Origin of the sequence: Exiguobacterium sp. s59 (assembly GCF_018617475.1) — a bacterium.
Classification (GTDB): Bacteria; Bacillota; Bacilli; order Exiguobacteriales; family Exiguobacteriaceae; genus Exiguobacterium; species Exiguobacterium aestuarii.
Genome location: NZ_JACSKG010000002.1, coordinates 1 through 12,822, shown reverse-complemented (window position 1 = coordinate 12,822; position 12,822 = coordinate 1). Strand labels below are relative to the sequence as shown.

General features: G+C 47.8%; 13 protein-coding genes and 8 tRNA genes. All 21 read right to left on the bottom strand.

Going from position 1 to position 12,822, the window contains the following annotated elements:
* Nucleotides 1-6: 6 nt before the first annotated feature.
* A complete protein-coding gene (locus KNO91_RS03375) occupies nucleotides 7-480 on the bottom strand; it encodes a YfbM family protein (protein WP_214816115.1) in 474 nt (157 codons plus the stop codon).
* A 70-nt stretch (nucleotides 481-550) separates the two neighbouring features.
* Nucleotides 551-1,492, bottom strand: coding sequence for an NAD(P)/FAD-dependent oxidoreductase (locus KNO91_RS03370; protein ID WP_214816112.1), 942 nt, complete (start codon nucleotides 1,490-1,492; stop codon nucleotides 551-553).
* Nucleotides 1,493-1,561: 69 nt separating this feature from the next.
* The gene (locus tag KNO91_RS03365; RefSeq protein WP_214816109.1) at nucleotides 1,562-2,248 is read right to left on the bottom strand and encodes a DUF975 family protein; all 687 of its coding nucleotides are present in this window, start codon (nucleotides 2,246-2,248) and stop codon (nucleotides 1,562-1,564) included.
* An 86-nt stretch (nucleotides 2,249-2,334) separates the two neighbouring features.
* Nucleotides 2,335-2,553: a helix-turn-helix domain-containing protein gene (locus KNO91_RS03360; RefSeq protein ID WP_214785831.1), complete on the bottom strand. Its 219-nt coding sequence runs from the start codon at nucleotides 2,551-2,553 to the stop codon at nucleotides 2,335-2,337.
* A 10-nt stretch (nucleotides 2,554-2,563) separates the two neighbouring features.
* The gene (locus KNO91_RS03355) at nucleotides 2,564-3,043 is read right to left on the bottom strand and encodes a DUF2975 domain-containing protein (RefSeq protein ID WP_214785829.1); all 480 of its coding nucleotides are present in this window, start codon (nucleotides 3,041-3,043) and stop codon (nucleotides 2,564-2,566) included.
* Between the two features lie 114 nt (nucleotides 3,044-3,157).
* Nucleotides 3,158-3,721: a YdhK family protein gene (locus KNO91_RS03350; RefSeq protein ID WP_214792359.1), complete on the bottom strand. Its 564-nt coding sequence runs from the start codon at nucleotides 3,719-3,721 to the stop codon at nucleotides 3,158-3,160.
* Between the two features lie 139 nt (nucleotides 3,722-3,860).
* A complete protein-coding gene (glmS, locus tag KNO91_RS03345) occupies nucleotides 3,861-5,657 on the bottom strand; it encodes a glutamine--fructose-6-phosphate transaminase (isomerizing) (protein WP_214816106.1) in 1,797 nt (598 codons plus the stop codon).
* A gap of 359 nt (nucleotides 5,658-6,016) precedes the next feature.
* A complete protein-coding gene (gene glmM, locus KNO91_RS03340; RefSeq protein WP_214697357.1) occupies nucleotides 6,017-7,375 on the bottom strand; it encodes a phosphoglucosamine mutase in 1,359 nt (452 codons plus the stop codon).
* Between the two features lie 36 nt (nucleotides 7,376-7,411).
* A complete protein-coding gene (locus tag KNO91_RS03335; RefSeq protein WP_214792353.1) occupies nucleotides 7,412-8,692 on the bottom strand; it encodes a CdaR family protein in 1,281 nt (426 codons plus the stop codon).
* A complete protein-coding gene (gene cdaA, locus KNO91_RS03330) occupies nucleotides 8,693-9,553 on the bottom strand; it encodes a diadenylate cyclase CdaA (RefSeq protein WP_214785821.1) in 861 nt (286 codons plus the stop codon).
* A gap of 128 nt (nucleotides 9,554-9,681) precedes the next feature.
* Nucleotides 9,682-10,317, bottom strand: coding sequence for an RseA family anti-sigma factor (locus tag KNO91_RS03325; RefSeq protein WP_214785819.1), 636 nt, complete (start codon nucleotides 10,315-10,317; stop codon nucleotides 9,682-9,684).
* Nucleotides 10,314-10,889 (bottom strand): RNA polymerase sigma factor SigW, encoded by a 576-nt coding sequence (sigW, locus tag KNO91_RS03320; protein WP_012727640.1) that lies wholly within the window; start codon nucleotides 10,887-10,889, stop codon nucleotides 10,314-10,316. The genes KNO91_RS03325 and sigW overlap by 4 nt, the downstream gene beginning before the upstream one ends.
* 130 nt (nucleotides 10,890-11,019) lie before the next feature.
* Nucleotides 11,020-11,922 (bottom strand): arginase, encoded by a 903-nt coding sequence (gene rocF / locus KNO91_RS03315; protein ID WP_214792350.1) that lies wholly within the window; start codon nucleotides 11,920-11,922, stop codon nucleotides 11,020-11,022.
* 201 nt (nucleotides 11,923-12,123) lie between these two features.
* Nucleotides 12,124-12,199, bottom strand: a tRNA-Ala gene (locus KNO91_RS03310).
* 17 nt (nucleotides 12,200-12,216) lie between these two features.
* Nucleotides 12,217-12,291 (bottom strand) — tRNA-Gly (locus tag KNO91_RS03305).
* Between the two features lie 7 nt (nucleotides 12,292-12,298).
* Nucleotides 12,299-12,374 (bottom strand) — tRNA-Lys (locus KNO91_RS03300).
* Nucleotides 12,375-12,379: 5 nt separating this feature from the next.
* A tRNA-Tyr gene (locus KNO91_RS03295) sits at nucleotides 12,380-12,463 on the bottom strand.
* A 6-nt stretch (nucleotides 12,464-12,469) separates the two neighbouring features.
* Nucleotides 12,470-12,542 (bottom strand) — tRNA-Thr (locus KNO91_RS03290).
* A 31-nt stretch (nucleotides 12,543-12,573) separates the two neighbouring features.
* Nucleotides 12,574-12,649, bottom strand: a tRNA-Val gene (locus KNO91_RS03285).
* Between the two features lie 4 nt (nucleotides 12,650-12,653).
* Nucleotides 12,654-12,728: transfer RNA gene (locus KNO91_RS03280), tRNA-Glu, on the bottom strand.
* A 5-nt stretch (nucleotides 12,729-12,733) separates the two neighbouring features.
* A tRNA-Asn gene (locus KNO91_RS03275) sits at nucleotides 12,734-12,808 on the bottom strand.
* Between the last annotated feature and the right edge of the window lie 14 nt (nucleotides 12,809-12,822).

Sequence of the window (12,822 nt, the reverse complement as noted above, 5' to 3'; positions counted from 1 at the left end):
CGTATTTTATCCAATCCACGTGATCAGCCCTTCTTGTTTTTGTGACGCAGATGAAAAAATCGTTTTTAATTCCTCGAACTGTTCAAGCAAGTATTGTTTTTCCTCACTTCCCCATCCTCTCTCGAACGGATACAGTTCCTGCTCATTCATCCTCGTCATGTCATAACGTGATTCAAGGGCATCTCGTTCGATATATTGAAGACGGGTCGATAAGTCTTTCACCTCTGACGATGTCAAATAGGTCGTTCCTGTTTCCTCTTCGATTACAATTCCTCCGAAAATCGTTCTGCCGAGTGAGTGACGAGCAATGTCGTCCAAGTCCGCTTCTCCGGTCAGCAAAAAGTAAAGCCCCTGCCACGCTTTATCGATATCCGCTTGTCGTTCTTCATACTCGAGCAATTCCTCAAAATAATCAGGTTCATCGAGTAGCCGCGCCAACTCATCATCTGTTACTCGCAGATAAGTTCCAATCATTCCCATATGAATGCCCCTCTCCAGTTCGTTTGTCTGTCTATTCGTCACCAAAACGAAAAAACCTTCCGTAGAAGGTTTAAACGATTGCTTCAGCGACACGTAATCCAGACAAATAGGCACTCTCAAATCGTGTACGTCCGGATGGATCATCCGCTTCAAGAAAAATATCGCCGGCCAAATAGATGGGATGGTGGCTTACCTGGTAAAACGGTTCATGCCACACGTCTTTCGCTTGCGCATAGCGCCACCGTTTCAACTGCCGTGATTCGATGCTGAGGTCTCCGACTTCCTCACGCACTAACCGCTCAATCTCTGCAAGCGTCTCCGTTTCCGGTCGCTCATACCACTCCTCACTCCACGCCTCTTCCATATAGACGCTGATGAGTGAGGTCGCAGAGATTCCTTTTTGGCGATTATTGATTACTTTCAATACGCCTAGCGTCAGGTCTTGATCGAGAATCCCATCTGCCCCAATCTGTACATCACCTGTGCATTCAAAGAGACCGACGAACGTCGGTGCATACACGAGACGCCGGAGTGAGTGTTCAATCTGGTCAACCAAACTTCCGAGTCGTTCGAATGATTGAGGAAGCGGTGCCGTCATGACGATTCTTTCGTATGAACGTTCCGTCACGTCTGTCTTCACGATAACGGCGCCATCCTTCTCCATGCGAACGTGCTCCACATATTCATTCAAATGGACAGTCAACCCTTCAGCAAGATGTTTGGCGAGTCCGTTCATCCCATCTGTCGCAACATATCGCGGATAAGGATCGGCATACCAGACACGCACCCAGTCCGCACTCATCCATGACTGTACCTCTCGTTCGAGCGCTTCCCCACGTACAGTGAAATAGACGGCCCCGTGATCTGCTTGTCCGTCACCGATTCGCCGTGTCGCCAAACGTCCCCCGACGCTTTGGCTCTTTTCAATCAATTCAACGGTATGACCTCGACGTACGAGTTCACGCGCTGCGATAATTCCGCTCAGACCAGCCCCAATGATTCCAATCTTCATTCAGCATTCCCCTTTCTGTTCATGAAGATTGTAGCATGCCCTTTCCTTTCAACCTCTATTTGATATGCTTCAGGCTGGTTTCTTCCATTGTTCGTCGTACGTCCGACGCGAGTCTTCATACATGACAGCGAAACGTGCAACGACGAATGGGCGAATGAGAATCGTCGCGATTGATAAGGAGAATACGGCAAGTAAAACCGAATTCACGACCATAAATAACGTGAAGCCAATCAAATAAATCGGAATGAACGGCAAAATCAGTTTGAATGCCTCCCACTTCTGACCATGCATCAACGCGCGTGACTTCGTGATTGATTCTCTTACTGATAGCTCTGGCTCATCTCGCAAAATAAAGTACGTGAACGCGTAGGAGAAAAACTTCATGATTCCCGGAACAATGAACAATAGTGTCCATAACGTCTGGAAGATGGCTAGTAGGATGACAGCCATCACATGCTTACCAAATCGTTCTTTCATCGGTCGAAACACCTCACGAAACTGCGCGTCTTGTCCGCGAATAATCGAGAGTATGACCCAGTGATAACCGATGATGATGGGATACAGTATGAAGGATACGACGATTGTACCTAAAAGGAATACAATCGCCTGAAACGAATCGGCTTTCGCCCCATACAATGTCGGGTCGAGCAATGCGCTAAACTCTAAGATCACGGCACAGAGAAGCGACCAGGCTAACAGTCGACCCCGCTTCCCATTGATTGCTTCGTGCGTCCGTTCTGTCCATGTTTGAACCATTTTTTCTAATCTCCCCTTGAACGATTTACCTTATATACGCAACATGGATTGAATACGTTTCAAATTCATGAAAAAAAGCAGAGGGTTCACTCTGCTCGTTCGTCCGCTCGATATTCTAATATGTCCCCAGGCTGACAGTCGAGTGCTTCACAAATCGCTTCAAGTGTCGAGAAACGAATCGCTTTCGCTTTGCCATTCTTCAAAATCGACAAGTTTGCCATGGTGATCCCGACCCGTTCCGACAGCTCCGTCACGCTCATTTTTCGTTTCGCCAACATCACGTCTAAATTCACAATGATTGTCATCTCTCTCACCTCAGACCGTCAAATCAATTTCTTGTTTCATGTCGATGGCCCGCTTCAATAATTTCTGTAACAGCTCAGCAAAGACGGCAATGACAAATGCGGCGAACACCAACACGAATCCGATGACCAAAAATCCTGGCGAATCGTCACGTTCGGCAAACCAATAGAAGAATGGAAGCGTCGCTATATAGATGATTGTGATGACAAGGGCACAATATTTGATGACGCGAAGTGATTTCACCGCGCGATAAGAGAATGCCTCATTCCGGTCAATCAACCCCAATAAGTTGAACGTTTTGAATAACGCTATGAAGTAAGGGATTGCCGCCACATACATACCCCCAATAATCGGACGCATCGAATTCGCAATCCATCCCCCACTCTCTGTCGCTTCTCGCCACAGAAATGGCAATAAAAAGATACATGCCGCAAGAATCGGGAGGGCTAAGACAATCACCGATAGTTTTAAAAAGACGGTTTCTCGTTTCACTTGTCACACACCCCAATCATTTCATTTTCTACATCATACGTCGTTTTTTATTGTTTATCAATAAATATATATCGAAAAAAATAGACCTCAAGCATCTCTTGAGGTCTACTTCACTTATTTCATCGCTTCTAGTTCGCTCTCGGTCACCCATTTATGGTTTGTGACCTCTTCTCCATCTTCCGTCGTGTAATCAACCATGTAGACGGTCGCATCGATGGCGGTATCGATTGTCGCCTCCGCTCCGTTCATCCCATCCATATGGTCAGCGGTCAATACGACTTTTTCGTTTTCTGCCAACGGTGCGTCACCCGGATTCTCAAGTTCTTCATGAATCACCCATTTGTGATTCTCTACAGGATCACCGCCTGTTGTCGGTGTATAACTGACTGCGTAGACGGTTGTATCATACGCACCGACAATCGTGGCCTCCACACCTTCCATCCCTGGCATGTGATCCGCTGTCATCATCGCGGTTGACCCGACTGGATACGTCGGATCACTTGCTTCCATCAAACCTTCTGGTACTTCTCCAGATCCCGAGTGATCCATTGCCGAATGGTCCATGCTTTGTTCTTCTGACATCTCCATCGATGGATCATCTGCCGTATCCCCACATGCGGCTAACGATGTAGCGAGTACGATGACACCTAAACCCGTCATCCATTTTTTCTGTTTCATCGAATCTCTCCTTTATTCATACTCACGTTGAGTGTACCCATTCCTAAGAATGGACAGACGTTTTTGAGAGCATTCCGATGATTTGTTAACGCATTGCAACAAAAAAGACCAAAATCCCGAAAGATTTTGGTCTTAAACATTATTCAACCGTTACAGACTTCGCCAAGTTACGTGGCTTGTCGACATCACAGTCACGGGCAAGTGCCGCATAGTACGAGATGAGTTGAAGTGGAAGAACCGTCACGAGTGGCGTGAGAAGTGGTTCAACACGTGGAAGAACGAATGCGTCGTTTTCGTGTTCCATTCCTTCCATGGAAATCGTACATGCTACTGCACCACGCGCCACAACTTCTTTGATGTTTCCGCGAATGTTGAGGTGTGTGTTCGGTTGAGACACGAGCGTGATAACCGGTGTCCCATCTTCGATCAACGCGATCGGACCGTGTTTGAGCTCCCCGCCTGGGTAGCCTTCCGCTTGGATATATGAGATCTCTTTTAGCTTCAATGCGCCTTCAAGACCAACATATGAATCCAATCCACGTCCGAGGAAGAACGCGTTACGTGATTCTTTCAAGAACTTATCAGCAAGCTCTTCAAAGATTTCTTTTTGTGCCATGATCGAATCCATCGTTGTCGCAACGAGTGCGAGCTCTTGCATCAAATCAAACGGAAGTTTCTTCCCGTTCGCACGAGCGATGTCGTATGCGAGAATCGCGAGGACGGCAATCTGAGCCGTGTACGCTTTCGTCGAAGCGACGGCGATCTCCGGTCCGGCATGGAGGAGCATCGTTTCGTTCGCTTCGCGCGACAATGTCGATCCTGCTACGTTTGTTAACGTGAGCGCTTTATGGCCAAGCTTTTTCACTTCAACGAGCACGGCACGGCTGTCCGCTGTCTCACCTGATTGTGAGATGAAGAGGAAGAGTGGCTTTTCTGTTAAAAGTGGCATGTTGTAACCGAACTCTGACGCGACGTGTACTTCAGTCGGTACACCTGCGACGCGCTCGATCAATTGTTTCCCAACAAGACCAGCGTGGTAACTTGTTCCACACGCAACGATATAGACGCGGTCCGCTTCCGAGACGAGCTCGCGCACGCCTTCTGTGAGTTCGATGTCGCCGTTCTCGTTCTGGTAGTGCTGGATGATGTTGCGGATGACGGCCGGCTGCTCGTCCATCTCCTTCAACATGTAGTGCGCGTACGTACCTTTCTCGATGTCTGACGCATCGATCTCGGCCGTGTACGGTGCACGCTCGAGCACGTCACCGTCGAGCGTCTTGATCGTCGCCGACTCACGTGTGAGGATGACGATCTCGCCGTCGTGGAGCTCGAGGTACTGGTCTGTCACCTGGAGCATCGCCATTGCGTCCGATGCGACGACGTTGAACGTGCCGTCACCAAGTCCGACGAGGAGTGGTGACTTGTTCTTGCCGATATAGAGGCGCTCTTTGTCCTCTGAGTCGATCATCGCGATCGCGTATGAACCGTGGAGGTCCGAGAGCGTCTTGCGGAACGCCGCCTCGACATCACCGAGCTCGACGAAGTGCTTCTCCATGAGCTGGACGATGACTTCCGTGTCCGTCTCAGAAAGGAACGGGACATCAAGCGTCTTCTTGATGATTTCGTCGTTCTCGATTACGCCGTTGTGGACGAGCGTGAAGCGTCCTGTCGTACTTTGGTGCGGGTGGGCGTTCGGTACGCTCGGTACCCCGTGTGTCGCCCAACGTGTGTGGCCGATTCCAATCGTGCCGTCTACTTCTGCTGGGATGATTTCGCGTAGCGCAGCGATGCGACCGACTTCTTTGTGAACGTTGACATTTTCATGCATCAACGCAAGACCTGCCGAGTCATAACCACGGTACTCGAGTTTTTCAAGACCTTTGAGAAGGACTTCCTTCGCTCCGGTATTCCCAATCATTCCTACAATTCCACACATAAACAAATCTCCTCTATTCTTCGATTTCTCGAAAAAGGAAACGGGCTTTTTCTAAGAGCTGTCAGCACATACTTCTTTGTCCGTCCGGTCACCCGGTCGTTTTAAAAGTATGTTTTTCGTCGTGACAGGCGACGAGGAGGCATCCGCCGAAATCTCGATAACCTCCAACCTCGTCAACTCCGTAGAGTTCTGGCGCTTGTTCGTACTCTTGTGTCCTTCCGTTTCCAAGGTCACGCTCTTAATAGTACAAATCACACCCCCATTCGTCAAGAAGAACCATTGTTTTCTCGATGACAAAACGGAAACAAAAAGGGAATCCAACGTTGGATTCCCTTGTGTTATTCCCGGTTTCTGAAATTTTATCCTTCTACACCGTAATCTTCACGGACGACTTGTGCAATTTTTTCAACGTAGAGGTCGCACTCTTCTGCTGTCGGCGCTTCCGCCATGACACGGACGAGTGGTTCTGTTCCAGATGCACGGACGAGGATACGACCGTTCCCAGCCATTTCAGCTTCTGCTTCTTGAATCGTTGCGAGGACACGCTCGCCGTTCATCGCATCGTTCTTATTCGTTACACGAATGTTGACGAGCTTTTGCGGATAAACTGGCATCTCAGCCGCCAATTCAGAAAGTTTACGGCCCGTCGACTTGACGATTTCCGCCAACTGGACGCCTGACAACATCCCGTCACCCGTTGTCGAGTGATCGAGGAAGATCAAGTGACCCGACTGTTCGCCACCGAGTGTATATTGATGTTTCTTCATCTCTTCCACAACGTAACGATCGCCGACCGCTGTCTGAAGCGCCGTCATGCCTGCTTCTTCCACAGCTTTATGGAAACCGAGGTTACTCATGACCGTTGCGACAATCGTGTTGTCTTTCAAACGACCTTTTTCACTCAAGTATTTCCCGCAAATATACATGATTTTGTCCCCGTCCACGATATCGCCGTTCTCATCAATTGCAATCAAACGGTCTCCATCGCCATCAAAGGCAAGACCCATGTCCGCTCCTTTTTCACGAACGAACTCAGCCAAGTGCTCAGGGTGTGTCGAGCCGACACCTTCATTGATGTTCAACCCGTTCGGCGAGTTACCGATTGTCGATACGTTCGCCTCAAGGTCAGCGAAGAGACGCGCTGCAAGACCGCTCGTTGCGCCATGTGCGCAATCAAGAGCGATGTGAAGACCATCGAAGTCCTCTTCTACAGTCTGTTTCAACATTTGAAGGTATTTTTGTGCACCCTCGTAATAATCTGAAACGAAACCGAGGTCTTTTCCAGTCGGCCGTGGAAGTGTATCTTCCGCTGCGTCTAAAATGTCTTCGATTTCTTGCTCAGTCGCATCATCTAATTTGAAACCATCGCTACCAAAGAATTTGATGCCGTTGTCTGCGACAGGGTTATGCGATGCCGAAATCATGACTCCCGCTGTCGCATCTAGTGACTTCGTCAAGTAGGCGACCCCAGGTGTCGAGATGACACCGAGACGCATCACTTCTGCACCGATTGACAGAAGACCTGCAATCAATGCACCCTCTAACATATGTCCTGAGATTCGTGTGTCACGACCAATCAAGACTTTTGGCTGTTCGCCTTCTGGCAAATGTTTCGAGAGCACGTAGCCACCCGCACGACCTAAACGATATGCTAATTCCGCAGTTAACTCAGAGTTCGCAACACCGCGAACTCCATCTGTTCCAAAATATTTACCCATAAGATTAAATCCTCACTTTTGTATGATTGAACATCTTTATTGAATGGAAGATGTCTCTGTTTCTTCATCGACGCTCGTCACTTGAACATCGATCGTTTTTGGCGAGACAACAGTCACGCCTTTTGGTACTTCATAATCTACATCTACCGCGTGTGTCCCACTCGGTAAACCGGTCAAATCCAGTGTCACGTTGACACTGTTTGAAGAGATGTTCTCTAGGAGAGATCGTTTCCCTGAAAGTGTCACACTGACGACTTCTTGTGTTTGAACTGTATAATTCGTCCGGTCATATCCGCGAACATTGACCGGGACCGTCAATCGAATCCGTTCTGTCAACTCGCCCGTGTCATCTTTCGACTCATCGTTCGGACGAATGAGCACTTGGACTTCCACTTCTTTTTTACCAAGTGATGTGGCGCCTTCCGGAAGGCGTAAAGTAGCAGATACCTTCTCCGACTTCGTTAAGTCATCCAGTTCAATCGGTTCCGTCTCGACTTTTTCGAGTGCGTCGAGCACCTCTTTTGGTGCAAAGACACGGACTTCCGTCTCACCTAACAACGTATCAACTAATCGGAAGTCATCGGCCACTTTTCCGCTCGTGACGACCTCGATTGGAATCATCGCACTCTCATCATAAATTGGTACGGTCACATTGATGATATTTGGATCGACCGACACGTTCAACGGATTCCCGTTCGCATCTAAAATGGTCGGGGGAATTTCTCGTGTAAACGTCTGACTTTGACTTGCGACATCGACATTCAATGTGATTTCTTTGACGTTTTGAATCCGACTTGCGCCTCCTGTGACTTTCACAGTAGACGGCTCGATCTCGACATCACCCGCCACTTTTCCGTCCGGTAACTGATCTTTATTTAATAAATTCACAGACACCGGCACTTCAATCGTTTGCTTCCGGTCAATGTAGATTTCGACGGTTTCTCGGTCTAGCTTGACGTTGACGTCGCCACCGAACCCTCGTGCTTCCACAGGGACACGGTGAAAGCCAGTCCCGAGGTTCGTCAAGTCGACGAATACTTGATAATCTTTCACCAATTTGGTCATCGTCAAACTACTTGACGGACCTTGGAGCTCAACACCCATCTCTTCAGGTACATTATATGCGACATACTGCACCTCATCAAAAAACACTTCGACCGGCACATCGAGCGTCATGGAACTTTGCCCGACGATTGGCAGCGCGCTCGACGCATTGTTCGAAGAACTAGTCTCTGCGACCATTAAGTATAAAAGGACGGCTAAAGCAAGTGCGATGAAGCGGAGAAACCATTTATGTTGTAACCACTGATCAATCACTTACTTATCCCCTCCTTTTTTACCGAAGAACGAGAGGGTCGTCTCTTTTTCTTCGATGACGAGTTCTTGAATTAATTTGTTGCGTAGCGCTTCCTCATCCAACTCTCGATACAGACGTCCTGCAATCGCAAGAGAGACCGCTCCTGTTTCTTCTGAAACGGTGAGGGTCACACTATCTGTCACTTCACTGACTCCAATAGCTGCACGGTGACGCGTCCCGAGTGCTTTATCGATGTGTGGACTTTCTGAGAGCGGTAAATAACAAGCTGCCGCTGCAATCTTTCCATCCTGAATAATCATCGCACCATCATGAAGTGGCGTGTTTGGAATGAATAAGTTAATAATCAACTGAGACGTAATATGAGAATCCATCCGAATACCTGTCTCCACATATTCATTGAGTCCCGTATCGCGCTCGATGGCAATCAATGCACCGATTCGCCGTTTTGACATGTACTGCGCAGAACTGACGATTGCTTCAATCATTTGTCGTTGTTGCTCTTCGTCACTTGTTCCCGTACGACCGAACAAATTGCTCGTGCGCCCGAGATGCTCAAGACCACGTCTCAACTCAGGTTGAAAGATGATGATGATTCCAAGAAGACCATACGTAATCACCTGATTTAGCAAGAACTGGAGCGTCTTCAACCCGAAGAAACCGCTCAAGAACCAACTGACCAGGATGATCGAGATCCCTTTAATTAACTGAACTGCTTTTGTCCCACGCACAATCATCATTAATTTATAAATGACGTACGTGACGACGACGATATCTAAAACATCATTCAAATAATCGTACCAATGTACGTTTTCTGAAAGATTTAAAAATGAGAAAAATGATACTTGTTCAAGTAGCGGCAAATGCTCCCCTCCTTAACTACCTAGCTAAATCGTGCAATTTCCATTATATCATCAATTCTGTATATTCGCATTGCGTCACATCAAAACGAAACCAGATTGAAACGAAAAAAAAGACGCCAAAAGCGTCTTTAGAAAAGCTGTTTGATCGAATACCAAATCCATTCGAACATTTGGTCAATCTGTTCAAGCTCACCTGTCACTTGACCGGCACTGGCCAAATACGCACGACCATTTACAGCGGTCGCGTCACCTTTGACAGTTCCTTCGATTCGTAAATCGCCACCTTGGACCGTGATATCTTTCTCGACCGTTACACCGGCCGGCACAATGACTTCGTTCTCTGATACGACAACACCCGGTACTTTTGTATACGTCATCGTCTCAGATGCACTGTTCCATAGTCCAAGGGTCGCACTCGACATCAAACTAAAGAATAGGACTGCTGCAATCAAACCTGGATGTCGTTGTAACCAGACCATTTGCTTCGAGAGCGGTTTTCGTTCTTTTCGGACCGGTTTTGATAACGGAATGACCGCATCAGGTGCTTTTTGTGCAGGTGTTTCAGGCAAGGCCGCCATTACACGAGCCGTAAAATCTGCTGATAACTTTGGACGAGGCAATGCTTTCAGTTCTGCGTCGATTCGTTCATATTGTAGATACGACTCATATAATTCATCGTCCTCTAACAACTGACGCAATTCGTCAGATTCTTCGGGCAAAACGCCATCTTCCAAATATTGTTGTACTTTTTCTTCAGGAGTCAATTGAACCCCTCCCTATTTTGAAAGATTGTTTTTAACATTTCTCTTCCCCGGAAGATCCTTGTCTTAACCGTTGCGACCGGCATGTCGATCATCACGCTGATTTCTTTAAGTGACAAATCATCCACATACTTTAACAATAAGGGAATGCGGTATTTGTCCGGAAGTTGCTTGATTGCCTCATGCATCTCACTTCGAATTTCGCGATGAACCACTTGGGCATCGGGTTGGGGCGCTTCATCAGCTAAGTGGTCTTGATAGGTCAAACCGTCCGTACCCGCAATTTCAGCATCCATCGAATACTCCGGTTTCCGTTTCCTTAATCGATCAATGGCAACGTTCGTTGTGATTCGATAGAGCCATGTTTTGAACTTATATTGTGCGTCATACGTATCAATTCGTGTATACGCACGAATGAACGCTTCCTGGGCAGCGTCTTCCGCTTCGCCACGATCATACAAAATTTTATAGGCGATTGCAAAGACGCCATCCTTGTATAGTTCTACCAGTTCGGCAAACGAATCGTGATTCCCCGCCCTCAATTCATCTACCAAACGGGTGGTCAGCCGTTCCATCAATCCACTTCCCCTCTCCGCTACACGTGCGGTCATTTCTATATACGTCTCACTTATAAAATGGTTTCATGAAAATAAAAAAAAGTTTCCACCCCCATTGTAGCAAACGGGTTTGGAAACTGTAAGGAAATCAGACTGTCTCGCCTTCCAATAACAGGTTTTCTTTTGATTTTATAATCGTTTCACATAGACGGTATGCTAAGTTTGCTGTCATGTTGTCTCGATCTAATGATGGATTCAATTCAACGAGTTCAACAGCAATTAGATCATCCGCCTTCATGGCTTCTGTTAAAATGGCTTTGGCTTCGACTTCTGTCAAACCACCGTCAACTGGTGTCCCTGTTCCTGGAACAAGCGCTGCATCTAAACTATCCATATCGAAGCTAATGTAAAAACGGTTGACTCGTTCACGGAGATAGCTCAACGCCTCTTGCATAATGACGTCGACACCACGCGTACGTACTTCTTCTACCGTAATGACTTTAATCCCAAGACGATTGATTTCATTCATTTCGCCCTCATCGATATCACGAAGCGCAATATACACTAAATGCTCTGGCGATAATTTCGGCTCACGTCCACCTACCTCTGTCAGACGAACATCGCCCATCCCCATTGCTGCAGCAAGTGGCATCCCATGAATGTTGCCTGACGGCGAAGTTTCTCCGGTATTTAAATCGGCATGTGCATCTACCCAAATAACGCCGTATGGTCCCGTTTGCGCCAGTCCAGCAAGTGTACCGATTGCCATACTATGATCGCCCCCAACGATCAACGGGAACCGATTTGCGGTGATTTCGCGATGCACGACTTCCGCTAACTCGGTGACAGTGTGTAAGACACCATCGACTCGCTTTAAATGTTCTTCATTTTCACGAATCTCTGATTCCGGTAATACACGAATTGTATGTTTGACCGTTTCAGTCGGAAGGAGTTTTTCCATTCCTAATTCGTTTAATTTCGCCGGACCTTGGTCAACCCCGAGTTTTCCTTGACCGTATCGTAGCGGCACATGAATATATGACCATTGCATTGCCATTCCCCCTTTAAGCACTTGATACCTAAATTGTAAACGCTATCATTCACTTGGTTCAACTCGGCATCGCAATGAATAAACATACAAAAAGGCAGCCTGAATGGTGGCAGGCTGCCTTTCTCTGTACTCTCATTTGAATGGTTCATGGTTTTAGGCAAAAAAAAACTTAAGTCATCACTAACTTAAGAAACAAACATATGGTGGAGCCTAGCGGGATCGAACCGCTGACCTCCTGCGTGCAAGGCAGGCGCTCTCCCAGCTGAGCTAAGGCCCCTTAAAGGGAAGAAAATATGGAGCGGAAGACGGGATTCGAACCCGCGACCCCGACCTTGGCAAGGTCGTATTCTACCACTGAACTACTTCCGCAAAAAAATGGTGAGCCATGCAGGGCTCGAACCTGCGACCCTCTGATTAAAAGTCAGATGCTCTACCAACTGAGCTAATGGCTCAAACCTGGTGGGGGGGGGCGGATTCGAACCGCCGAACCCGAAGGAGCGGATTTACAGTCCGCCGCGTTTAGCCACTTCGCTACCCCCCCGAGGAGTGCCGGCGAAAGGATTCGAACCCTCGACCCTCTGATTACAAGTCAGATGCTCTACCAACTGAGCTACACCGGCATATATATAGGTTTGATGGAATAAATAAAAATGGTGGAGGATGACGGGATCGAACCGCCGACCCCCTGCTTGTAAGGCAGGTGCTCTCCCAGCTGAGCTAATCCTCCATATTGGTGACCCGTACGGGATTCGAACCCGTGTTACCGCCGTGAAAGGGCGGTGTCTTAACCGCTTGACCAACGGGCCTAAATTGGCTCCGCAAGTAGGATTTGAACCTACGACCTACCGGTTAACAGCCGGTTGCTCTACCACTGAGCTATTGCGGAACGATCTTGCCTGG

Excerpts from the sequence above, each read along its gene's own strand:
- glmS (WP_214816106.1), bottom strand. The coding sequence starts at position 5,657 with ATGTGTGGAATTGTAGGAATGATTGGGAATACCGGAGCGAAGGAAGTC.
- sigW (WP_012727640.1), bottom strand. The coding sequence starts at position 10,889 with ATGGAACGGCTGACCACCCGTTTGGTAGATGAATTGAGGGCGGGGAAT.
- KNO91_RS03360 (WP_214785831.1), bottom strand. The coding sequence starts at position 2,553 with ATGACAATCATTGTGAATTTAGACGTGATGTTGGCGAAACGAAAAATG.
- rocF (WP_214792350.1), bottom strand. The coding sequence starts at position 11,922 with ATGCAATGGTCATATATTCATGTGCCGCTACGATACGGTCAAGGAAAA.
- KNO91_RS03350 (WP_214792359.1), bottom strand. The coding sequence starts at position 3,721 with ATGAAACAGAAAAAATGGATGACGGGTTTAGGTGTCATCGTACTCGCT.
- KNO91_RS03375 (WP_214816115.1), bottom strand. The coding sequence starts at position 480 with ATGGGAATGATTGGAACTTATCTGCGAGTAACAGATGATGAGTTGGCG.
- glmM (WP_214697357.1), bottom strand. The coding sequence starts at position 7,375 with ATGGGTAAATATTTTGGAACAGATGGAGTTCGCGGTGTTGCGAACTCT.
- KNO91_RS03365 (WP_214816109.1), bottom strand. The coding sequence starts at position 2,248 with ATGGTTCAAACATGGACAGAACGGACGCACGAAGCAATCAATGGGAAG.
- KNO91_RS03370 (WP_214816112.1), bottom strand. The coding sequence starts at position 1,492 with ATGAAGATTGGAATCATTGGGGCTGGTCTGAGCGGAATTATCGCAGCG.